The organism is Lysobacter yananisis (genome assembly GCF_031199375.1).
Taxonomy (GTDB): domain Bacteria; phylum Pseudomonadota; class Gammaproteobacteria; order Xanthomonadales; family Xanthomonadaceae; genus Lysobacter; species Lysobacter yananisis.
Genome location: NZ_CP133568.1, coordinates 100984 through 123664 on the forward strand (window position 1 = coordinate 100984; position 22681 = coordinate 123664).

Genomic DNA, 22681 nt, shown 5'->3' on the forward strand with positions numbered 1-22681 from the left:
TTTGCTTAAAAGACGCACACCTCGGCACAAGAAAACGGCCGCAATGGGCGCTGCCCTAACGAACACCCTCAGCATCGGGATGATCATCGGTTTGATGTACGTCAGCGTTGGCAATGCGCACAAGTTCAAAATAACCCACTAAAGTGCGCTCACGCGTATCGGGAAGAAAATTATTGCTCCACACAAAAGCGACATAGCGCGGCGAACCATCATCGAATGCCCACAGAAAGATCCTGTAATCGACATCCTCAAACCACCCATCGATCTGCATCGCGCCGCCTAAGTTCTGCGTAGCAAACTGATGCGCTTTTGAACCTATTGCCGCACCGTCGGTGGACCCCGGCGCAGTCAACACGAAACGCCGGCCGATCACCCGATATTCGTGCTTCAGATACCGCTCGACCCATCGCACCATCTCCGCCTTGGCGCGCCGTTGTTCGTTCGCGGGCGACAAGCGATCCAGCGGCTCGGGCGTCGCCCACTCCTGCATGTCCTGGAGCGTGCCGTTCGCCGGCTCGATGGTTTTGCAACTCGTCAACGCGCAACACGCCAGGACGAACGCGACAGCGAGAGGGCGGAACATCATGGCGAGCGTCCTTTTGCCGAAGACGCTCAGTGTAGGCCGGGCTATTCGTAAGCAAACGCGGCTTCTGGCTCCGATGTTTTAAATCGCCGACAAAGCGTTGGCAAAATCGCCAGCGGATCGCGACGCGATCGACCGTGGATAAGTCGATTGGGCACTCCAAAGGCATTCGGCGGCGATACGCAACGTGCCCAAGCCTGCTAAGCCGGCACTGGTCGCGCTGCCTGCCCACATCGCCAGATACCGGCTGCCGGGCGACGGTTCCAAGCACAGTTATGCGACGAAAACGGTTACAGCGGGGCGCTTCGTTCAATTTTCGTTGCAAATGAGAATCCATCTCATTAATATCCCGGCCCGACGCGGCCCGTTCCGCGGCCCTTTTCCTGCCCCCAGAGATTCCCATGTCGCCCACGAAGTTCGTCGTGTCGCCGCTCGCCGGCGCGCTCGCCCTCGCCATCAGCCTGCCCACCCTCGCCGCCCCCGCTCCGGCCCCCCAGGCCAAGGACGTCGAAGGCGTCGAAGTGCACGGCCAGCGCATCCAGAAGGCCAGCAGCGGCAAGTACACCGCGAACCTGCGCGACACCCCGCAGACGGTCACCGTGATCGACCGCAACACCATCGACGGCCAGAACCTGCTGTCGCTGCAGGACATCCTCAGCACCCTGCCGGGCATCACCTTCGGCGCCGGCGAGGGCGGCGGCGGCTTCGGCGACAAGATCAACCTGCGCGGCTTCGACGCCACCAACGACATCACCGTCGACGGCGTGCGCGACAGCGGCATGTACAGCCGCACCGATCCGTTCAACCTGGAATCGGTGGAAGTGATCAACGGCGCCAACTCGGTCTATTCCGGCGCCGGCTCGGTCGGCGGCACCGTCAATCTGGTCAGCAAGTCCGCCGGCCTCAACGAGTTCCACAAGGCCTCCATCGCCGCCGGCACCGACGCCTACGCGCGCTTCACCAGCGACAGCAACTTCGTGCTCGGCGAAGGCACCGCGCTGCGCCTGAACACCATGGCGCACCAGAACGACGTGCCGGGCCGCGACGTCGAGGACAACCAGCGTTGGGGCGTGGCCGCCTCGCTCGGCTTCGGCCTGGGCAGCGATACGTCGTGGACCCTGAGCTATCTGCACCAGAGCGACGACAACACCCCGCAGTACGGCCTGCCGTTCTTCAACGGCGACGTGCTGCCGGGCATCGACCGCGGCAACTACTACGGCTACAGCAACATCGACCGCCAGGAAGTCGAGCTCGATTCGCTGACCTCGGTGATCGACCACAGCTTCAACGAGCGCTTCAAGCTGCGCAATCTGACCCGCTGGCAGCAGGTCGACCAGTTCTCGCTGGTCGACGCGGTGCAGGGCACCTGGTGCCTGGCCAACGGCGTCACCCCGACCGGCGCCGCCTGCGGCGCGACCCGCCCGGGCAACTACAGCCCGAGCGGCCCGCGCGGCTACGGCCGCGATACGCGCAACACCACGATCTACAACCAGACCGACCTGACGCTGAGCTTCAACACCGGCGCGATCGAGCACAACCTGGTCGCCGGCTTCTCGATCCTGCACGAGAAGTTCGACCTCGACGTCACCAGCGACTTCCGCAACCCCAACGGCACCAACCCGTTCCTGGCGGGCCTGCCGCAGATGAACATCGCCAACCCGGACCACATCTACCGCGGCCCGCTCAACCGCACCCTGACCGGGCGCACCGAGGGCGAACTCGACAACCGCGCGCTGTACGTGTTCGATACGCTCAAGTTCAACGAGCAGTGGCAGCTGAGCCTGGGCGCGCGCTACGAGCGCAACGAGGGCAAGACCAACAGCGCCGTCGTCGTGCAGGCGCCGACCGCCGCCAACCAGCCGCTGCCGGCGCAGCCGATCGGCACCGTCACCGGCTACGGCGTGCCGACCAAGAGCAACGACGACCTGTTCTCCTACCGCGCCGGCCTGGTGTTCAAGCCGGTCGAGAACGGCAGCGTCTACATCGCCTACGGCAATTCCAAGACCCCGTCGAAGGCCTCGGTCAACGGTTCGTGCACGCCGCAGAACTGCTCGGTCGATCCGGAAACCGCGGTCAGCTACGAGCTCGGCACCAAGTGGGACTTCCTCGACGGCCGCCTCGCGCTGACGGGCTCGGTGTTCCGCAACGACCGCAAGAACTACAAGGTCGCCGACCCGGCCAACCCGCTCAACCCGTCCGGCCTGCAGCAGCTCGACGGCCGCGCGCGCGTCGACGGCGTGATGCTCGGCCTGTCCGGCCTGCTGACCGACCACTGGGCGGTTTACGCCAACTACGCCTTCCTCGACAGCGAAGTGCTGCGCGGCGTGTCCAACCGTCAGGCGCAGCTCGGCCAGGACTTCACCAAGGGCGACCGCCTGCTGAGCGTGCCGGAGCACTCCTTCAGCCTGTGGACCACCTACGACCTGAGCCCGAAGTGGCAGATCGGCTACGGCGCGACCTACCAAGGCAAGATCTGGCTGACCCAGCACAGCGCGACCAACGTCAACGGCCCGCTGACCACCTACGGCAGCTACTGGACCCACCGCGCGATGGTCGCCTACAAGATCAGCCGCCAGGCCCAGCTGCAGCTCAACGTCAACAACCTGAGCGACGAAGAGTATTTCACCCGCATCCGCAACAACGGCTGGGCCACCCCGGGCGACGGCCGCCAGGTGGTGCTGAGCGCCAACTTCTCGTTCTGACCGCAAGCCAAGTGGCGGGAGGCGTCGGCTTCACGGTCTAATCGACGCTTCCCGGCCACGCGCGCCGCCCGGATCCGCCGGGCGGCCGCATCGAGGTAACCATGCTGCTGCACGTGCCCAAGGTTCTCACCGCCGAACAGGTCGCCCATTGCCGGGCGCGCCTGGACCAGGCCGGCTGGGCCGACGGACGCATCACCGCCGGCCATCAATCGGCCAAGGCCAAGGACAACGCGCAGTTGCCGGAGACCGATCCGGCCGCGCGCGAGCTCGGCGCGCTGATCCTCGACGCGCTGTCGAGGAATTCCACCTTCTTCTCCGCCGCCCTGCCGCAGCGCGTGTATCCGCCGCTGTTCAACCGCTACGCCGGCGGGCAGTCGTTCGGCTTCCACGTCGACAACGCGATCCGCTACGACCGCAGCCGCGGCGGCATGGACGCGGTGCGCACCGACCTGTCGGCGACCTTGTTCCTCAGCGCGCCCGACGAATACGACGGCGGCGAACTGGTGATCGAGGACACCTACGGCTCGCACAACGTCAAGCTGCCGGCCGGCGACCTGGTGCTGTACCCGGGCACCAGCCTGCACAAGGTCACCCCGGTGACCCGCGGCGTGCGCACGGCGTCGTTCTTCTGGATCCAGAGCCTGCTCGCGGAAGACGCGCAGCGGCGGCTGATGTTCGAGCTCGACGTGTCGATCCGCCGCCTGAGCGCGGACGTGCCCGAGCATCCGGCGCTGGTGCAGCTGACCGGCGTCTACCACAACCTGCTGCGGCGCTGGAGCCAGACGTGAGCGCCGCGGCCGCCAACGGCGCCGACCCGAACCGCCGCGCGTACTGGCTCAAGACCCTGCACCGCTGGCATTGGATCAGCGCCGCGTTGAGCCTGGTCGCGCTGCTGCTGTTCTCGGTCACCGGCATCACCCTCAACCACGCCGCGCAGATCGAATCCAAGCCGCGCGTGGTCAATCTCAAGGAAACCCTGCCGGCGAGCCTGCTGCGCAACCTGAGCGGCGAGCGCGCCGCCGACGCGCCGCTGCCGGGCAGCGTCAACGATTGGCTCGCCGATGCGTTGGACGTACGCACCGACGGGCGCAAGGGCGAGTGGAGCGACAGCGAGGTCTACGTGTCGCTGCCGCGTCCCGGCGGCGACGCCTGGATCAGCATCGACCGCGAGAGCGGCGCGATCGAATACGAACGCACCGACCGCGGCTGGATCGCCTGGCTCAACGACCTGCACAAGGGCCGCAACACCGGCACCGCCTGGCGCTGGTTCATCGACCTGTTCGCGGTGGCCTGCCTGCTGTTCGCGCTGACCGGCCTGTGGCTGCTGCAGCTGCACGCGCGCCAGCGCGGCAAGACCTGGCCGCTGGTGGTCGCCGGGCTGCTGCTGCCGCTGCTGATCGTCGTCTTGTTCATGCATTGAAGAATCCGAAGACATTCACCGCAACTTTCCGGAGCGCTCCATGAAGCCGTCCATGTTCAAGATCCTGATCCCGGCGCTGACCCTGCCGCTGCCGGCGTTCGCCGCCGATCTGGAACTCAACATCGAAGTGCCGCGCATCAACGCGGCCGAGTATCACCGTCCTTACGTCGCCGCCTGGATCGAGAAGGCCGACAACTCCGTGGCGAGCAACCTGCTCGTCTGGTACGACGTGGACATGAAGAACGGCGAAGGCACCAAGTGGCTCAAGGACATGCGCCAGTGGTGGCGGCGCAGCGGCCGCACCCTGAGCATGCCGGTCGACGGCGTCAGCGGCGCGACCCGTCCGGTCGGCCAGCACGCGGTCGCCTTCAAGGGCGGCTCCAAGCAACTCGCCGGCCTCGCTCCGGGCAGCTACACCCTGGTGGTGGAAGCCGCGCGCGAAGTCGGCGGCCGCGAGATGCTGAGCATCCCGTTCGAATGGCCGGCCAAGGCGCAGAAGCTGTCGGCGCAAGGCAAGACCGAGTTGGGCAAGGTCGGGCTGGTAGTGAAGCCCTGATCGAGCGGGGACCGAAGGCGATGCGGGCAAACGACGCGATGGCGCTGTTTCCCGCCGCGCCGGCATCCCGCCGCGTTCGCCGCTTCGTTGCGAACGGTTCCGCCCGGCCTCGCGATCCATCCACGCTGCTTTTCCTCCGCATTCCCTTCATTCCCGGACCCCAGCCATGAAAACCAAACTAGTACTCGCCACCGCCCTCGCCGCCCTCGCCCTGGCCGGCAGCGCCCACGCCCACAAGGCCTGGCTGCAGCCCTCGCAGACCGTGTTCTCCGACAAGGGCTCGTGGATGACGGTCGACGCGGCCGTGTCCAACGACCTGTTCTATTTCAACCACGTGCCGCTGCCGCTGGAGCGGCTGCAGGTGACCGCGCCGGACGGCAGCAGCGTCGCGCCGCAGAACGGCGCCACCGGCAAGCTGCGCAGCGTGTTCGACCTGCAACTGCAGCAGGAAGGCACCTACAAGATCGCGATGAACAACGAAGGCATGTTCGCCAGCTACAAGCTCGGCGGCGAAGCCAAGCGCTGGCGCGGCAAGGCCGGCGAGTTCAAGGGCGCGATCCCGGCCGGCGCGACCGAGGTCAACGCGTCCGAGAGCCTGGGCCGGGTCGAGACCTTCGCCACCGTCGGCAAGCCGAGCACGGGCGTGTTCAAGACCACCGGCAAGGGCATCGAGCTGGTGCCGGTGACCCATCCCAACGACTTGTTCGCCGGCGAAGCGGCGACCTTCCAGCTGCTGATCGACGGCAAGCCGGCCTCGGGCCTGAAGATCGAAGTCGTGCCGGGCGCGACCCGCTACCGCAACGAACAGGCCGAGATCCTCGTCACCACCGGCGCCGACGGCAAGTTCGAAGTGAAGTGGCCGCAGGCCGGCATGTACTGGCTGGAAACCGCCAGCGAAGACGCCAAGACCACCCTGCCCGACGCCAAGCAGCGCCGCCTGAGCTACGTGGCGGTGTTCGAAGTGCTGCCGCAGTAAGCGATGACCGCGCGCGCGCCGCAGCCGATGTGGTCGTGGACGGGCGCCGTGGCGCCCGTCCACGGCGCGGGCGCGGGTGCGCGGGACACGCTCGCGACAGGTGCCTTCGCGCCGACGTACTCGGCGAACTTCGCCGCGAGCACGACGCTCGACGCCACCGCGATGTCCACGCCCGCCGCGCTGCACGAATTGCGCGGACTGAGCATGGGCACTACGTGGTCGGTCAAGCTGATCGCGCCGGTGTCGGCCTTGATCGGCCTGGAACGCGGCATCCAGGCCATGCTCGACCAAGTCGTCGCGCAAATGAGCACCTGGGAAACCGATTCGGACATCAGCCGCTACAACCGCGCCACGGCCGGCAGCGCGCACGTCCTGCCGGCGCCGTTCGCCGAAGTGCTGCACGCGGCGCTGGCGCTGGCCGCCGATACCGACGGCGCCTACGACCCGACCATCGGCCCGCTCGCCGACCTGTGGGGCTTCGGCCCCGCCGGCGCGCGCACGCGGGCGCCGGCCGCCGCGCCGCTGGCGCAGGCGCGCGAACGCGTCGATTGGCGTCGGTTGCATTTCGATCCGCTCGCTCGCGTCTTGTCGCAACCGGGCGGCGCGTATCTGGATTTCTCCTCCATCGCCAAGGGCTACGGCGTCGACCGCGTCGCCGACTGGCTGCTTGCGCACGGCGTGGCCGATTGTCTGGTCGAAGTCGGCGGCGAACTGCGCGCGCACGGGCGCAAGCCCGACGGCTCGGCCTGGCGCATCGCGGTCGAACAGCCCGGGCGCGAGGACGAAGCCGCCGCGGTGATCGCACTCGATAACCTGTCCATCGCCACTTCCGGCGACTACCGCCGCTACTTCGAGCCATCAAGCTTCGAACACACCGGCGGCGAACGTTCTGGCGCGCCCACCGGCTGCGCGCACCGCTATTCGCACACCCTCGATCCGCGCACCGGCGCGCCGATCGACAACGCGGTGGCCTCGGTCACCGTCCTGCACGAACGCTGCATGCACGCCGACGCGCTCGCCACCGCCCTGACCGTGCTCGGTGCCCGCGCCGGGCTCGCCTACGCCAACCGCCGCCAGCTCGCCGCGTTGTTCGTGCTGCGCGAGGGCGAGGGTTTCGTCACCCGCGCCACCCCGGGCTTCGTCGCCCGGCAACGTTCCGCATGACCTCCGACTCCGGCGCGCGCGAACGCGCATTCGATCGCTCGCTGCTCGGCAACGCGCTGGCGTTGCTCGCGCTGGCGGCGCTGGCCGTGGCGCTGGCGCGCTGGCAGGCCGACGCCTGGCACTGGATCGCGCCCGGCCGCGGCCGCTGGTGGATGGCCGCCGCGCTGGTCGCCGCGTATGCCGGCTTCGTCGCCGCGGTCGCGGTCTCGCGCAGGCGCAGCGCGCGACGCGAGGCCCTGCCGGCGATCCATGCCGACCGCCGCGGCGACTGGCTGGTCGCCTTCGCCAGCCAGACCGGCTTCGCCGAACAACTCGCCCGGCGCAGCTGGCAGGCGCTGCGCGACGCCGGCCTGAGCGCCGATCTGGCCGTGCTCGGCACGCTCGATGCCGCGCAGCTGGCGCACTACCGCCGTGCGCTGTTCGTGGTCAGCACCACCGGCGAAGGCGACGCGCCCGACAGCGCCGCCGCGTTCGTGCGCAAGGCGATGGGCGCGGCGACGCCGCTGCCGCAGCTTGGCTACGGCGTGCTCGCGCTTGGCGATCGCGAGTACGCCGAGTACTGCGCGTTCGGCCATCGCCTCGACCACTGGCTGCGCCACGCCGGCGCGCAAGCGCTGTTCGATCTGGTCGAAGTCGACAACGGCGAAGCCGGCGCGCTGCGCCATTGGCAGCATCACCTCGGCCTGCTCGCCGGCCGCACCGACCTGCCCGACTGGAGCGCACCGGCCTACGCGCCGTGGCGTCTGCGCGAGCGGCGCGTCTCGAATCCGGGCAGCGCCGGCGCGGCCGCCTTCCATCTCGCCCTGGTGCCGGCCGACGGTTCGGCGCTGCAATGGCAAGCCGGCGACATCGCCGAGATCGGGCCGCGCAACCCGCCCGACGACGTCGTGCAATGGCTGGCCGCGAACGGCTTCGACGGCGCCGCGCGCGTGCGTCGCGACGAGGCCGACCTCGCGCTGGCCGATCTGCTGCAACGTTCGCGCCTGCCCGCCGCCGCCGACGCGCGCGGCAAGAGCGCGCAGGCGCTGGCCGACGCCCTGGAGCCGCTGCCGCACCGCGAATACTCCATCGCTTCGGTTCCCGCCGACGGCGCGCTGCGCCTGCTGGTACGACAGATGCGTCGCGACGACGGCCGCCCGGGCCTGGGCAGCGGCTGGCTGACCGAATACGCCGGCGACGGCGCGACGATCGACCTGCGCATCCGCTCCAATCCGTCCTTCCACGCGCCCGCCGACGCGCGGCCGTTGATCCTGATCGGCAACGGCACCGGCCTGGCCGGACTGCGCGCGCTGCTGCGCGAACGCATCGACGCCGGCCGTCACCGCAACTGGTTGCTGTTCGGCGAACGCAACGCGGCCTGCGATTTGCATTACCGCGACGAACTGGACGCATGGCTGGCCGAAGGGCGCATCGAACGCGCCGATTACGCCTTCTCGCGCGACGGCGCGCAGCGCGTGTACGTGCAGGACCGTTTGCGCGAACGCATCGCGCAGGTGTGCGACTGGGTCGATGCCGGCGCTTCGGTCTATGTCTGCGGCAATCTGGAAGGGATGGCGCCGGCGGTGGACGCAGTGCTGCGCGAAGCGCTCGGCGACGAAGCGCTGGAGGCGATGGCGGCGCAGGGACGGTATCGGCGCGATGTGTACTGATCGGTGCTCGTTCTGCTTGGACGCGGCGATCTGAGCGGCAAGCGTCGGGCCTGAAGGCCCTCCCACAGGTACTAGCGCCGCTGGACGTCCGACTGTAGGAGCGGCGCAAGCCGCAGCCGCGATGCCACGCTTACCGCGAAGGGCACGGCGACCCGAGCGGAAAGCATCGGGCCTGAAGGCCCTCCCACCTACCGATCACGACAGCCATCGCTTCATAGCCGCCACCGTGGTTCGCAGCGATCGCCGACGCGGCTCAGGCTTCGCCGACGCGCACCAACAACACTTCGCCGCCGCCTTCCAGCACATGACGCAGGCGATCCTCGCCCGCCGCCAGGATCGCGGTATCGCCCGCCTGCAGCGGCGCGAGTCCCGAGCCGTCGGCGAAGTGCGCCTGGCCCGCCAACAGGTGCACGGCCCAGCTCTGGCCGGGCTCGGCGAACAGCACCATCGGGCCGACCAGCGGCCGGTGCCAGAGTTCGGCGCGGACCCGGCCGCGGCGCCACATCAGGTTGAAGTCGTGGGTCGGACCGTCGACCAGCTCGCCGGTCACGGTGCGTTCGCCGGCGAAGCGCAGCTTGTCGTGCGGCGGGTGCAGCTCGACCGCCTCGCCGTCGTCGAAGCGCAGGCGCAGGCCGTTGCCGCTGAGCAGGACCAGCTCCCGATCGACGCCCGGGAAAGCCGAAAACGGGGCGTCGCTTTCGATTTCGGCGATCGACAGGCGCCAGTCCCAGTCTTCCTCGCCCGCCGCCGGACGGTCGCGGCCGGCCTCGCGGCGCATGCGCACGATCTCGCGGGTCCAGCCGAACTGGTTGCGCCAGCGCTCGCGGCGGTATTCGTTGGCGGGGATGCACCAGGACGGGCGGGTGGGCATGGGGCTGCGACTGGCTGAATGGAGGGGCCAGTCTAGTGGGTGTGGGCAAGGGGCCCAAGTCTTGCGGGGCCGCGGACGGGCGCCGGGCGTGGAAGTTCGTTGTGATGGGTAGGGGCGCGGGCGGATGGAGTTGCGCGGTCGCGGCTTGCGCCGCCCTACGGGGGCTTGCGGCGCGCCAGCGACAAAAACCAGCGACGCGGAGAGGGCGTCCTGGGGATGCGGGGCTTCGAGTGTGGGGCGGCGAGGCGGCGTCGCTTCGGTTGGGTGCGCCCCGCCGCGGATCCATCCGCGGCGGGGCAGCGTACTTCCGTGTCCAGGGACCTCCCCCCGAATCCTTCGGGCCTCCTTGCCCGATCAGCTACCGGCTCCGCATCCGTACGGTGCCGGCAGGCTTGTTCAGCGCTTACTGGCGGCGCGCGGCGCCGCGATGGCGCCGGCGGTGTTGATGGGGCGACCCTGCGCCGGCGCCCCACCCACCACGATACGGTCCCGGTTCTTTTCCACCGTCTTCAGACCGATCCCCTTGACCAGGGCCAGCTGTTCGACGCTGCGGAAGGCCCCGTTGGCCTTGCGGTAAGCGACGATCGCTTCTGCCTTGGACGCCCCGATGTTGAGCAGCACGCGGTCCAGCGTGGCCGCATCGGCGCTGTTGATATTGACCTTCTCCGAGGCGTAGGCGCTGCCGGCGAGGACCAGCGAGAGCACCAGCGACTTGGCGATGAGGGCAAACGACTTCATGTTGAGCTCCTTGAGATTGGATTCCATTCCAGGCCGGCCGACTTGCTTCCCTGAGTCCTTGTCTGCCGGTGGAGACAGTCTCCATGTCTCGACGGGCACAGGTTATCGCCGCTTGCGCCCCGGCGAAGTCGGGCGGAACCGCAGCGCAGGGTAGGAAAAGTCCTACACGGCCGGACCGGCGTAAAATGGCGGCCTTCCCCAGCTCCGAGGCCCCGTTCATGGACGCCAGCAAGGTCGACCGCTACGTCGGTCAGAAGTGGGACGACGAAATCGTCCCGCAATTGGTCGAATACATCCGCATCCCCAACAAGTCGCCGATGTTCGACGCCGACTGGGTCAAGCACGGCTACATGGACGACGCGGTCAAGCTGATGGAGTCCTGGGCCAAGGCCCAGAGCATTCCCGGCATGCAGGTCGAGGTGGTGCGCCTGGAAGGCCGCACGCCGCTGATCTTCATCGACATCCCGGCCTTCGACGGCGCGACCGCGCGCGCCGCCGCCGATGCCCCGGCACAGCGCGACGAGGATTGCGTGCTGCTGTACGGCCACCTCGACAAGCAGCCGGAGATGACCGGCTGGGACGACGACCTCGGCCCGTGGAAGCCGGTGATCAAGGGCGACAAGCTGTTCGGCCGCGGCGGCGCGGACGACGGTTACGCGATCTTCGGCTCGCTGGCGGCGATCCTGGCGCTGCAGGACCAGCAGGTCCCGCACTCGCGCTGCGTGATCCTGATCGAAGCCTGCGAGGAATCGGGCAGCTACGACCTGCCGGCCTACGTCGACCACCTCGCCGAGCGCATCGGCAAGCCCTCGCTGGTGGTGTGCCTGGACTCGGGCTGCGGCAACTACGACCAGCTGTGGTGCACGACCTCGCTGCGCGGCCTGGCCGGCGGCAACTTCACGGTCAAGGTGCTTAGCGAAGGCGTGCACTCCGGCGACGCTTCGGGCGTGGTGCCGTCGAGCTTCCGCCTGCTGCGCCAGCTGCTCTCGCGGCTGGAGGACGAGACCAGCGGCAAGATCCTGGTCGAAGGCCTGTACGTCGAGGTGCCCGAGGAACGCATGGAGCAGGCGCGCCAGGCGGCCAAGGTCCTGGACACGGCGGTCTACGACAAGTTCCCGTTCCTGCCGGGCATGAAGCCGATGGCCGATGAGTTGTCGGAACTGGTGCTCAACCGCACCTGGCGCCCGGCGCTGTCGGTGACCGGCGTGGACGGCATGCCGTCGCTGGCCTCGGCCGGCAACGTGCTGCGTCCCTACACCTCGGTCAAGCTGTCGCTGCGCCTGCCGCCGACCCTGGACGGCAAGCGCGCCGGCGAACTGCTGAAGGAAGTGCTGCTGCGCGATCCGCCCAACGGCGCGCAGGTGTCGCTGGAACTGGAGAAGTCCTCCAGCGGCTGGAACGCGCCGGCGATGTCGTCGTGGCTGTCCAAGGCGATCGACGCGTCGAGCCGCGAGTTCTTCGGCCAGCCCGCGATGTACATGGGCGAAGGCGGCTCGATTCCGTTCATGGGCATGCTCGGCGAGAAGTTCCCGGGCGCGCAGTTCATGATCACCGGCGTGCTCGGCCCGCATTCCAACGCGCACGGCCCCAACGAGTTCCTGCACATCCCGATGGGCAAGCGGGTGACCGCGTGCGTGGCGCGGGTGGTGGCCGAGCATCACCAGGCCAGCCAGCGCGGCGAGACCACCGGCGCGGCGGTCGTCGCCGACAGCGGCGATCGCCACGGCGGCCACGGCTGCTGCTGACACTCGCCCCCGGGCGATGGATGCATGAGAAGGCGGGCCGATCGGCCCGCTTTTTCTTTGTCCGCGTCCGCGGCGACGGCGGAGAACGGCATCGACGACGCCGCGACCAGCACGGGCCGACGGCGACGCTGTCGGCGAGGCGCGAAGCTCGAGCGACCGAGCCTCGGTCTGCACGGGCGCCGGCGGAGCGGTGGCGCGACGCACTTAGGATCGACTGCGCCTCGGCCGCGCGAAAACCACATGATCGGGCCGCGCACGCATGCGAAAACACGTCGCAAGCGGCGCGCTTTCAGCCCGGTGGCACCGGCTTAACCGCCGCCCAATCCGCCCGCGGCGCCCTCACGCGGCGGCGACGCCGGCGCTCACATGATCCCTGCGCACTCCATCCCGGTGCGCTCCATTCCTTCGAGGAGGCAGGCCATGTTCGGCGGCATCATTTCCACGATCATCATCGGCGCGGTCATCGGCATCCTCGCGCGCTTCTTCAAGCCGGGCGCGGATCCGATGGGATGGATCCTGACCATCCTGCTCGGCATCGCCGGCGCGTATGTCGGCAGCCTCATCTACGGCGGTGGCGGCTTCATCGGGCTGATCGTGTCGGTGGTCTGCGCGATCGTCTTGTTGTTCCTGTATGAGTTCATTCGCGGCAAGGCGGCGAAGGGCTGAGTTTAGATTCTTCGTTTCGCGGACAAGAGCGCCCCGGTGGATGCCGGGGCGTTCGTTTTTTGTGGCTACGCAGGCCGCGGCGGTTGCGGATAAACCGGTAGCCGCGAGGTTCGTCGTCGTTGCGGTGGCGCGGTCGCGGCTTGCGCCGCTCCTACAGGGCGCCAACGCAGCGGCATCGCGCCCTGCGGGAACGCGCGAGTCGCGACCGCGCTGCGGTGCGGTGCGGCGGATCGCGACGCGACTGCGAAGCCGCCGCGCTCAACCGCGCAGGTAATCGACCACGCGCTGGGCCAGCGCCTGCGGATCGTCGTCCAGGGTCGCCAGATGCAGTTCCGGCGATTCCGGCGCCTCGTACGGCGAATCGATGCCGGTGAAGTTCGGAATCTTGCCGGCGCGCGCTTTCGCGTACAGACCCTTGACGTCGCGGCGCTCGGCTTCCTCCAGCGGCGTGTCGACGAACACCTCGACGAACTCGTCGGCGCCGAACAACCCGCGCGCCAGTTGCCGTTCGGCGCGGAACGGCGAGATGAAGCTCACCAGCACGATCAGGCCGGCGTCGGTCATCAGCTTGGCGACTTCGGCGACGCGGCGGATGTTCTCGACCCGGTCGGCGTCGGTGAAGCCCAGGTCCTTGTTGAGGCCGTGACGGACGTTGTCGCCGTCGAGGATGAAGGTGTGGTGGCCGAGCGCGTGCAGTTGCTTGTCAACCAAGTTGGCGATGGTCGACTTGCCCGAGCCCGACAGGCCGGTGAACCACACGCAGCGCGGCTTCTGCTGCTTGGCGCGGGCGCGCGCGACGTTGTCGACGTCGACCGGCTGCCAGTGGATGTTCTCGGCCCGACGCAGGGCGAAGTCGAGGGTGCCGGCGGCGACGGTGGCGTGGGTCTGACGGTCGATCAGGACGAAGCTGCCGAGCTCGCGGTTGTCGCGATAGGCCTCGAACGCGATCGGCTGGTCCAGGCCGATGTTGCACGAGGCCACTTCGTTGAGTTCGAGCCGGCGCGCGGCCAACTGGGCCTGGGTGTTGACGTCGATCTTGTGCTTGATCTCGGTGACGCTGGCGGTGACCGTGCGGGTGCCGATCTTGAGCCAGTACGAACGCCCGGGCAGCAAGGGATTCGCATCCATCCACAACAGGTGCGCGGCGAACTGGTCGGCCACCTGCGCCGGTTGCGCCGCGCCGGCGATCACGTCGCCGCGGCTGATGTCGAGTTCGTCGGCGAGCGTCAGCGTGACCGCCTGCCCGGCCACCGCCTGGGCCAGGTCGCCGTCGGCGGTGACGATGCGCTGCACGCGCGAGCGCCGGCCCGAAGGCAGCGCCACGATCTCGTCACCCGGACGCACGCTGCCGGCGGCGATGGTGCCAGCGAAACCGCGGAAATCCTGGTGCGGGCGGTTGACCCACTGCACCGGCAGGCGCAGGCCCAGCTCGGCGCGGTCGCGGGCGACGTCGACGGTTTCCAGGTGTTCGAGCACGCTCGGGCCGCGGTACCACGGCGTGGCGTCGGAGCGCGCGGTGAGGTTGTCGCCTTCCAGCGCCGACAGCGGCACCGCCTGCACGTGGTCGATGCCGAGCTTGGCCGCCAGTTCGCGGTACTCCTCGACGATGCCTTCGAACACCGCCTGGTCGAAGCCGACCAGATCCATCTTGTTGACCGCCAGCAACACGTGGCGGATGCCGAGCAGCGAGACGATGTAGCTGTGGCGGCGGGTCTGGGTCAGCAGGCCCTTGCGCGCGTCGACCAGCACCACGGCGAGGTCGGCGGTGGACGCGCCGGTGGCCATGTTGCGGGTGTACTGCTCGTGGCCGGGGCAGTCGGCGACGATGAACTTGCGCCGCTCGGTGCCGAAGTAGCGGTAGGCCACGTCGATGGTGATGCCCTGCTCGCGCTCGGCGGCGAGGCCGTCGACGAGCAGGGCGAAATCGATCTGGCCGTTGCGGGTGCCGTGGCGGCGGCTGTCGGCGTCGAGCGCAGCCAGCTGGTCCTCGAACAGGCGCTGGGTGTCGTGCAGCAGGCGCCCGATCAGGGTGCTCTTGCCGTCGTCGACGCTGCCGCAGGTGATGAAACGCAGCAGGCTCTTGCTCTCGTGCTGCTTCAGATAATCGGCGACGGCCTCGCCGGCGGCGTTGGCGACCGGCGATGCGGGATTGGCGAACGCCACCACGCTGCCGCCCGACTTACCCGCGCCCGCCTCCGACTTCGCATCGCCCGCGTCGCCGCGTTCCGCTTCGGCCAGTCCCGATTCCCGAACTCCGAATCCCGTGGCCATCAGAAGTAGCCCTCCTGCTTCTTGCGTTCCATCGAGGCGGACGGATCGTGGTCGATCATCCGGCCCTGGCGTTCGGAGGTGGTGGCCACCAGCATCTCGGCGATGATCTTCTCCAGCGTGTCGGCTTCGGATTCGATCGCGCCGGTGAGCGGATAGCAGCCCAGGGTGCGGAAGCGCACGTTGCGTACCTGCGGGGTTTCGCCGGCGCGCAGCGGCAGGCGCTCGTCGTCGACCAGGATCAGCGCGCCGTCGCGCTCGACCACCGGGCGCTTGGCCGCGAAGTACAGCGACGGCACCGGGATGCGCTCGCGGAAGATGTACAGCCACACGTCGAGCTCGGTCCAGTTCGAGACCGGGAATACGCGCACGCTCTCGCCGGCGTGGATGCGGGTGTTGTACAGGTTCCACAGCTCCGGGCGCTGGTTCTTCGGGTCCCAGCGGTGCTGCGGATTGCGGAACGAGAAGATGCGTTCCTTGGCCCGCGATTTTTCCTCGTCGCGGCGCGCACCGCCGATGGCGGCGTCGAACTTGTTCCAGTCCAGCGCCTGCTTCAGCCCCTGGGTCTTCATCACGTCGGTGTGCACGGCCGCGCCGTGGCTGACCGGGCCGATGCCCTGGGCCAGGCCGTCGGGATTCATGTGCACGCGCAGGTCGACGCCGGTCTCGGCGGCGCGGCGATCGCGGAAGGCGATCATCTCGCGGAACTTCCAGCCGGTGTCCACGTGCAGCAGCGGGATCGGCGGGCGCGCGGGATAGAACGCCTTGAGCAGCAGGTGCAGCAGCACCGAGCTGTCCTTGCCGATGGAATAGAGCATCACCGGGTTGCGGAACTCGGCCGCGACCTCGCGCAGGATGTGGATGCTCTCGGCCTCGAGCCGGTCGAGATGGCTCAGCGCCTGGGCCAGCGGCGTGGACGTGTCGGAGACGGGATCGAAGGCGGCGCTCGGTACGGGTGACGCACTCATCGCAAAGGGGCTCGCTCGCCGCGTTCCTGGGACGGCGGGACGACGCGGCGGCGTCCGGCCTGCAAAAGGTTGGGTCCGACTTCCATGGACGCCTGCGCGGCGACCCGGCATCCATGGAATCACAATGTGTGTTGCGTGTCGCGCTGCCTGCGCCGATTGCTTCCGTTGGCGCGATCCAAATGAGAACCCGGTCGCGCCGGGCGACGCGCCGCGATCGTGAATGCGGGCGCGCCGTCCTGCCCGCCTCGGCGCGGACCCGGCCGCGCGGCAGCGGCGGCGGCGACAGCGGCGGCGGCCCTCAACGGACCCCGCCACGGACACCGCCGTGGAACGCATTAGAAATCCCCCCGGATTCGGGGAGAAATGAACGCAAGGCATTAACGAATAACCGAGCATCCTTTCCGCGCGCCCGGCGCGGGCTCGTAGCCTGCGGATTCCGAAGCCAGACGCAGACCGCCACCGTGCCTGCCGCCGCCCCGTCCGCCGCGCTGCCCGCGCAGCCCCTCGCCGCTCCGCCCCTGCTCGCCGCGCCGCTGCCGGCCGACCGGCTCGACTCGCTCGCCCGTCTCACCGACGGCCTGGATCGCGACAGCCTGTGGTGGCTGTCCGGCTATGCCGCCGGGCTGGCCCGCTCCGGCCTCGCGGTGGCCACGGCCGCCGCGCCGGCTGCGGTCGAGAGCAAGACCGGCGAGCGGCTGACCGTGGTCTACGGCAGCCAGACCGGCAACGCCAAGCGCCTGGCCGAACAGCTCGCCGCGCAGGCCGAGGCCGCCGGCCTGGGCGTGCGCCTGCTGCGCGCCGACGCTTACCCGACCCGCGAACTAAAGGGCGAGCGCCTGCTGTACCTGGTGGTCAGCACCCAGGGCGATGGCGATCCGTCGGACGACGCGCGCGGCCTGGTCGACTTCATCGCCGGCAAGCGCGCGCCCGAACTCAAGGGCGTGCACTACGCCGTGCTCGGCCTCGGCGATTCGAGCTATCCGCAGTTCTGCGCGATCGGCGCCCGCCTCGACGCGCGCCTGGCCGAGCTCGGCGCCACCCGCGCCTTCGCCCGCGGCGACGCCGACCTCGACATCGAAACCGTGTCCGGCCCGTGGCTGCAGCAGGCGCTGGCCCAGGCCAAGGACACCCTGAAGCCGGCCGCCGCGCACCTGGCGACGGTGACGCCGCTGCGCCCGATCGCGCCGGCCGCGCCGACCCATCACCGCGACGCGCCGTTCGCCGCCGAGCTGATCGGCAACCGCCGCCTGATCGCCCGCGCCAGCAGCGCGCGCGGCGCGGTCGCCGCCGACAAGGACATCCGCCACATCGAACTGTCGCTGGAGGATTCCGGCCTGCACTACCAGCCCGGCGACGCGCTCGGCCTGTGGCCGCGCAACCCGCCCGCGCTGGTGCAGGCGGTGCTGGAGACGCTGCAGCTCGACGGCGACGCCGCCGTCGCCCACGCCGGCCAGACCCTGCCGCTGCGCCAATGGCTCGGCGAGAAGCGCGAGCTGACCAAGCTCGCGCGTCCGTTCGTCGCCAGCCACGCCGCGCACGCGCGCAGCGACGAACTCAACCGGCTGCTCGCGCCCGACCAGTCGGCGTCGCTGGCCGAACTGCTGTCGCGCAGCCAGGTGATCGACCTGCTGCAGCGCTACGACGGCGCCTGGTCGGCCGAGGAACTGGTCGCCGCGCTGCGCCCGCTGACTCCGCGCCTGTACTCGATCGCCTCCAGCCAGAAGGCGGTCGGCGAGGAAGCGCACCTGACCGTGGCCCACGTCGAGTACGAAAGCGAACTCGGCCTGCGCTGGGGCGCGGCCTCGCACCAGCTCGCCAGCGCCGAGGAAGGCGAGCGCCTGCCGGTGTTCATCGAAGCCAACGAACGCTTCCGCCTGCCCGCCGACGGCAGCCGCGACATCGTCATGATCGGCCCGGGCACCGGCGTGGCGCCGTTCCGCGGTTTCGTCCAGGACCGCGCCGCCGACGGCGCGTCCGGGCGCAACTGGCTGCTGTTCGGCAACCCGCATTTCCGCACCGACTTCCTCTACCAGACCGAGTGGCAGGCGGCGCTGAAGTCCGGCCAGCTGCACCGGCTGGACCTGGCGTTCTCGCGCGACCAGGCGCACAAGGTCTACGTCCAGCACCGCCTGCGCGAGCACGGCCGCGAACTTTACGACTGGCTGCAGAACGGCGCCCACCTGTACGTGTGCGGCGATGCCACGCGCATGGCCAAGGACGTGCATGCCGCGCTGCTGGCGGCGATCGCCGAACACGGCGGCCGCGGCGCCGAAGCCGCCGAGGACTACCTCAACGATCTGCAACAACAAGGGCGCTACGCCCGGGATGTCTACTGATGTACGCCGTCGCTGTCCGCTGGTCGGAACATTACTTCGTCGAACCGCGCCGCGCGTCGCAGGCCGACGGTGCGGTTGTAGGTTCTACTGAGCGTCGCGGGACGCCCGGCTGCGCGCCCGCACCGCTTGCCCCGGCAGTCCGGATGGAGCGCGAACCCCGCGCCGGCGTTCACGAGCGCGCCGACAAGAACGCGCCGCCGCCGTCGCGACGCGCTCCGTTCGGGCTGCAACTGCGGGCCTTCCGCCGCGGCTTCGCCGGAGCCGCCGCATGAGCGCGCATTCGGTCGAGGACATCAAGCAGTCCAGCGCGCGCCTGCGCGGCAGCTTGCTGGAGAGTCTGGCCAACCCCTTGACCGGGGCGCTCAACGACGACGACCAGACCCTGATCAAGTACCACGGCAGCTACCAGCAGGACGACCGCGACGTGCGCGAAGAGCGCCGCGTGGCCAAGCTGGAGCCGGCCTACAGCTTCATGATCCGCACCCGCACCCCGGGCGGCGTGGTCTCGCCGCAGCAATGGCTCAAGCTCGATTCCGTCGCCACCCGTTTCGCCGAGCGCGGCCTGCGCATCACCACCCGCCAGGCGTTCCAGTACCACGGCGTGATCAAGACCGAGCTCAAGGCGACGATGCAGGCGATCAATGCCGCCCTGCTCGACACCCTCGCCGCGTGCGGCGACGTCAACCGCAACGTCGCGGTGGCGGCCAATCCGCAGGTCAGCGCCAGCCACGCGCAGGTGTTCGCCCAAGCCGCGGCGCTGTCGGAACACCTGTTGCCGAAGACCCGCGCCTATTACGAGATCTGGCTCGACGAGGAACTCGTCGCCGGCAGCGGCAGCGAGGACGAGTCGATCTACGGCCAGGCCTACCTGCCGCGCAAGTTCAAGATCGGCTTCGCGATCCCGCCGTACAACGACGTCGACGTGTTCGCCCAGGACCTGGGCTACATCGCCATCCTCGAAGACGGGGAGCTGCTGGGCTACAACGTCACCGTCGGCGGCGGCATGGGCGCGACCCACGGCGACGCGGAGACCTACCCGCGCGTCGCCGACGTGATCGGCTTCGTCACCCCGGATCAGGTGATCGCGGTCGGCGTGGCCGTGGTCACCGCCCAGCGCGATTTCGGCAACCGCCAGGTGCGCAAGCGCGCGCGGCTCAAGTACACCATCGACGATCGCGGTCTGGACTGGTTCAAAGCGGAAGTCGAACGGCGCGCCGGTTTCACTCTCCTTCCGGCGCGTCCGTTCGCCTTCCGCCACAACGGCGACCGCTTCGGCTGGGTCGAGGGCGACGACGGCCGCGCGCACCTGACCCTGCGCATTCCCGCCGGGCGCATCGTCGACGGCGCGCTCGACGGCCGCGGCGAGGAAGTGACCCACCTCAGCGGCTTGCGCGCGATCGCCGAACTGCTGCTCGACGCCGAAGGCGCGCAGTTCCGGATGACGCCGAACCAGAACCTGACCATCGCCGGCGTACCCGCGGCGTCGCGCGAGCGCGTCGATGCGCTGGTCGCGCAGCACCGCCTGGACGGCCACGTCAGCGCCAGCCCGGTGCGGCGCAACGCGCTGGCTTGCGTGGCGCTGCCGACCTGCGGCCTGGCCATGGCCGAGGCCGAGCGCTACCTGCCCGAGTTCGTCGACGCGCTGGAAACGTTGCTGCAGCGCCATTCGATCGCCGACGCGCCGATCAACCTGCGCCTCAGCGGCTGCCCCAACGGCTGCTCGCGCCCCTACCTGGGCGAGATCGCCTTGGTCGGCAAGGCGCCGGGCCGCTACAACCTGATGCTCGGCGCCGACCACCGCGGCCAGCGCCTGAACACGCTGTATCGCGAAAACATCGTCGAGGCCGAGATCCTCGCCGCGCTCGATCCGCTGCTGGCCGGCTACGCCGGCGAGCGCGAAGACGGCGAAGGCTTCGGCGACTACCTGGTGCGCCGTCAGGTCGTGACGGTGCCCTATCCCACGCCCACCGGCATCCCCATCGAACTGGTTGCACAGGCCCGCCCATGAGCGCTCCGACCGATCCCGTCACCGCCGCCGAGTCGCCGCGCGCGCTCGCCGAACTCAACGCCTGGCTGGCCACGCGGACGGCCGAGCAACGCGTGGCCTGGGCGCTGGAGAACACCGCCGGCGAACACGCCTTGTCGTCCAGCTTCGGCGCGCAGTCGGCGGTGTCGCTGCACATGGTCGCGCGGCAGGCGCCGCGCATTCCGGTGATCGTGATCGACACCGGCTACCTGTTCCCGGAAACCTACCGCTTCATCGACGAGCTCGGCGAGCGCCTGGCGCTGAACCTCAAGGTCTACCGCCCGCAGATGGGCGCGGCGTGGATGGAAGCGCGCTTCGGCAAGCTGTGGGAACAGGGGCTGGAAGGCCTGGAGCGCTACAACCGCCTGCGCAAGGTCGAGCCGATGCAGCGCGCGCTGGCCGAACTGGGCGTGCGCACCTGGATCGCCGGCCTGCGCCGCAGCCAATCGGGCAGCCGCGCCGGGCTGGAGTTCCTGCAACTCAAGGACGGCCGCTGGAAGCTGCATCCGCTGGCCGACTGGAGCGACCGCGACGTGTGGCAGTACCTGCAGACGCACGAACTGCCGTACCACCCGCTGTGGCACGACGGCTACGTATCCATCGGCGACGTCCACACCACGCGCCGGCTGGAGCCGGGCATGCGCGAGGAAGACACCCGCTTCTTCGGACTCAAGCGCGAATGCGGGCTGCACTTCGACAGCGAGCCGGCGCAGGAGAACCAGGCCGCCTGATCGCGGCCGGGGCGACGCCGCTGCAACGCGGCTACAGGCAGATCGCGGTCGAAGCCGGATGCCCCCTGTAGGAGCGACGCAAGTCGCGACCGCGACAATGCGGCTGCGACGAAACTTCCGCCGCGAGCGGCCGCCCCGCGGTCGCGACTCGCGTCGCTCCTACAGGTAGATCGCGCAGCGATTTCTCGATCGGGCAGGAGGTGGAAACGAAAATCCCCCGCGCCTCGCCGCGCGAGGCATCGCGCGGGATTCGCGGTATCCACCCGCACTCAGGAACTGATCGACTGGGTCAGTTCGATCCAGCTCGGCGCCTTCGGCCACGCCGGTTCGAGGTTGCCTTCCAGCACCCGCCGCAGGTCGCGCCGGTCGATCTGCGGCGCCAGGCCGTGGACCAGCTCCAGCGCATAGTCGCGCAGCACGCGCGCGCGCGGGATCACCGCCCAGGTGATGCATTCGGGCACCGCGTCGGGCGCGGTCAGGGCCTTGAGGTCGTCGTCGCGCGAGGTCACCGCCATTTCGGCCAGCAGGCCCACGCCCAGGCCGGTGCGCACGTAGGTCTTGATCAGGTCGGCGTCGCGTGCGGTCATCGCCAGTTGCGGCTCGTGGCCGCCGGCGGCGAAGGCGCGGCGCAGCGAGGATTCGGGCCGGGTCGAGGATTCGTAGCTGATCAGCGGCTGTGCCGCCAGTTCGGCCAGGGTCGGCGCACGGTCGAGCTTGGCCAGCGGATGCGCGCGCGGCACCAGCACCACCCGGCGCCAGCGGAACAACGGCACCGCGAGGCCGCCCTCCGGCGGCGCGCCGGCGGTGCTGATCACCGCCAGATCGGCGTTGCCGTGCGACAGATGCGCGAGCACCTCGCCGTCGGCCGCGGCCTGCAGGTGCACGCTGACCTGGGGAAAGTCGCGCTTGACCTGGGCGATCGCCGGCGGCAGCACGTAGCGCGCCTGGGTGTGGGTGGTCGACAGCACCAGCCGGCCGGCGTGCTGGCCGCGCTCGTTGGCGGCGTAGGCGCGGATGTTGGCCGCTTCCTCGAGGATGCGCCGCGCATGCGCGAGCACGCGCTCGCCGGCCGGGGCGATCGCCTCCAGGCTGCGGCCCTTGCGCACGAACAACAGAAAGCCCAGCTCGTCCTCGAGCTGCTTGAGCTGCTTGGACAGGCCGGGCTGGGTGGCGTGGACGCGTTCGGCGGCGAGGGTGATGTTGAGGCCGGAATCGGCGATGGCGACCAGGTAGCGCAGCTGGGTGAGGGTCATGGGGTGGCGATCCAGAAAGAGTGTCGGGG

At 69.5% G+C, this 22681-nt stretch carries 20 protein-coding genes; 13 read left to right on the forward strand and 7 right to left on the reverse strand.

Annotated features, from left to right (window positions below):
• Positions 1 to 55: 55 nt before the first annotated feature.
• Positions 56 to 586 (reverse strand): hypothetical protein, encoded by a 531-nt coding sequence (locus RDV84_RS00520; protein WP_309152141.1) that lies wholly within the window; start codon positions 584 to 586, stop codon positions 56 to 58.
• 398 nt (positions 587 to 984) lie between these two features.
• Between RDV84_RS00520 and RDV84_RS00525 the strand changes: the two genes are divergently transcribed.
• The 7 genes from RDV84_RS00525 to RDV84_RS00555 all read left to right on the forward strand — a co-directional run bounded on the left by RDV84_RS00525 (position 985) and on the right by RDV84_RS00555 (position 9050).
• Complete coding sequence (locus tag RDV84_RS00525) at positions 985 to 3285, forward strand: TonB-dependent receptor (protein ID WP_057946627.1); 2301 nt, start codon at positions 985 to 987, stop codon at positions 3283 to 3285.
• Positions 3286 to 3386: 101 nt separating this feature from the next.
• A complete protein-coding gene (locus tag RDV84_RS00530; RefSeq protein WP_057946626.1) occupies positions 3387 to 4073 on the forward strand; it encodes a Fe2+-dependent dioxygenase in 687 nt (228 codons plus the stop codon).
• Positions 4070 to 4705, forward strand: coding sequence for a PepSY-associated TM helix domain-containing protein (locus RDV84_RS00535; RefSeq protein ID WP_250444350.1), 636 nt, complete (start codon positions 4070 to 4072; stop codon positions 4703 to 4705). The genes RDV84_RS00530 and RDV84_RS00535 overlap by 4 nt, the downstream gene beginning before the upstream one ends.
• Positions 4706 to 4745: 40 nt before the next feature.
• Positions 4746 to 5261: a DUF2271 domain-containing protein gene (locus tag RDV84_RS00540; RefSeq protein WP_250444352.1), complete on the forward strand. Its 516-nt coding sequence runs from the start codon at positions 4746 to 4748 to the stop codon at positions 5259 to 5261.
• 166 nt (positions 5262 to 5427) lie between these two features.
• A complete protein-coding gene (locus RDV84_RS00545) occupies positions 5428 to 6237 on the forward strand; it encodes a DUF4198 domain-containing protein (RefSeq protein WP_250444355.1) in 810 nt (269 codons plus the stop codon).
• Positions 6238 to 6399: 162 nt separating this feature from the next.
• Positions 6400 to 7401, forward strand: a complete 1002-nt coding sequence (locus RDV84_RS00550) for an FAD:protein FMN transferase (protein WP_336044406.1) — start codon at positions 6400 to 6402, stop codon at positions 7399 to 7401.
• Positions 7398 to 9050: a sulfite reductase subunit alpha gene (locus tag RDV84_RS00555; protein ID WP_309152143.1), complete on the forward strand. Its 1653-nt coding sequence runs from the start codon at positions 7398 to 7400 to the stop codon at positions 9048 to 9050. Before RDV84_RS00550 ends, RDV84_RS00555 begins: the two co-directional genes overlap by 4 nt.
• 71 nt (positions 9051 to 9121) lie before the next feature.
• Here RDV84_RS00555 and RDV84_RS25555 read toward each other — a convergent pair whose 3' ends face one another.
• The 3 genes from RDV84_RS25555 to RDV84_RS00565 all read right to left on the reverse strand — a co-directional run bounded on the left by RDV84_RS25555 (position 9122) and on the right by RDV84_RS00565 (position 10686).
• The gene (locus RDV84_RS25555) at positions 9122 to 9238 is read right to left on the reverse strand and encodes a DUF6053 domain-containing protein (protein ID WP_425606177.1); all 117 of its coding nucleotides are present in this window, start codon (positions 9236 to 9238) and stop codon (positions 9122 to 9124) included.
• 65 nt (positions 9239 to 9303) lie between these two features.
• The gene (locus tag RDV84_RS00560; RefSeq protein ID WP_078996813.1) at positions 9304 to 9921 is read right to left on the reverse strand and encodes a HutD/Ves family protein; all 618 of its coding nucleotides are present in this window, start codon (positions 9919 to 9921) and stop codon (positions 9304 to 9306) included.
• 396 nt (positions 9922 to 10317) lie between these two features.
• Positions 10318 to 10686 (reverse strand): ComEA family DNA-binding protein, encoded by a 369-nt coding sequence (locus RDV84_RS00565; protein ID WP_425606176.1) that lies wholly within the window; start codon positions 10684 to 10686, stop codon positions 10318 to 10320.
• A gap of 191 nt (positions 10687 to 10877) precedes the next feature.
• Between RDV84_RS00565 and RDV84_RS00570 the strand changes: the two genes are divergently transcribed.
• Complete coding sequence (locus RDV84_RS00570) at positions 10878 to 12404, forward strand: M20 family metallopeptidase (RefSeq protein WP_057950003.1); 1527 nt, start codon at positions 10878 to 10880, stop codon at positions 12402 to 12404.
• Between the two features lie 420 nt (positions 12405 to 12824).
• Complete coding sequence (locus tag RDV84_RS00575; RefSeq protein ID WP_057946620.1) at positions 12825 to 13070, forward strand: GlsB/YeaQ/YmgE family stress response membrane protein; 246 nt, start codon at positions 12825 to 12827, stop codon at positions 13068 to 13070.
• A gap of 258 nt (positions 13071 to 13328) precedes the next feature.
• On the opposite strand, the gene cysN is transcribed toward RDV84_RS00575, so the two are convergent.
• Both cysN and cysD read right to left on the reverse strand, forming a co-directional pair.
• Entirely contained in the window at positions 13329 to 15341 is a 2013-nt protein-coding gene (gene cysN, locus RDV84_RS00580) for a sulfate adenylyltransferase subunit CysN (protein ID WP_309152144.1), read from the reverse strand.
• Complete coding sequence (gene cysD, locus RDV84_RS00585) at positions 15341 to 16306, reverse strand: sulfate adenylyltransferase subunit CysD (RefSeq protein ID WP_309152145.1); 966 nt, start codon at positions 16304 to 16306, stop codon at positions 15341 to 15343. Before cysD ends, cysN begins: the two co-directional genes overlap by 1 nt.
• A 488-nt stretch (positions 16307 to 16794) precedes the next feature.
• Here cysD and RDV84_RS00590 point away from each other — a divergent pair, with 488 nt between their 5' ends.
• Genes RDV84_RS00590 through RDV84_RS00605 form a run of 4 tightly spaced genes read left to right on the forward strand, consistent with a single transcriptional unit; the run spans position 16795 to position 21399 of the window.
• The gene (locus RDV84_RS00590) at positions 16795 to 18642 is read left to right on the forward strand and encodes an assimilatory sulfite reductase (NADPH) flavoprotein subunit (RefSeq protein ID WP_425606469.1); all 1848 of its coding nucleotides are present in this window, start codon (positions 16795 to 16797) and stop codon (positions 18640 to 18642) included.
• On the forward strand, positions 18642 to 18914 hold the full coding sequence (locus RDV84_RS00595; RefSeq protein WP_138884756.1) for a hypothetical protein: 273 nt from the start codon (positions 18642 to 18644) through the stop codon (positions 18912 to 18914). Before RDV84_RS00590 ends, RDV84_RS00595 begins: the two co-directional genes overlap by 1 nt.
• Positions 18911 to 20650 (forward strand): assimilatory sulfite reductase (NADPH) hemoprotein subunit, encoded by a 1740-nt coding sequence (gene cysI / locus RDV84_RS00600; RefSeq protein WP_078996808.1) that lies wholly within the window; start codon positions 18911 to 18913, stop codon positions 20648 to 20650. The genes RDV84_RS00595 and cysI overlap by 4 nt, the downstream gene beginning before the upstream one ends.
• Positions 20647 to 21399: a phosphoadenylyl-sulfate reductase gene (locus RDV84_RS00605; protein ID WP_057946617.1), complete on the forward strand. Its 753-nt coding sequence runs from the start codon at positions 20647 to 20649 to the stop codon at positions 21397 to 21399. The genes cysI and RDV84_RS00605 overlap by 4 nt, the downstream gene beginning before the upstream one ends.
• A 269-nt stretch (positions 21400 to 21668) precedes the next feature.
• Here the strand turns inward: RDV84_RS00605 and RDV84_RS00610 are convergent, their stop codons facing one another.
• Positions 21669 to 22652 (reverse strand): LysR family transcriptional regulator, encoded by a 984-nt coding sequence (locus RDV84_RS00610; RefSeq protein ID WP_057946616.1) that lies wholly within the window; start codon positions 22650 to 22652, stop codon positions 21669 to 21671.
• Between the last annotated feature and the right edge of the window lie 29 nt (positions 22653 to 22681).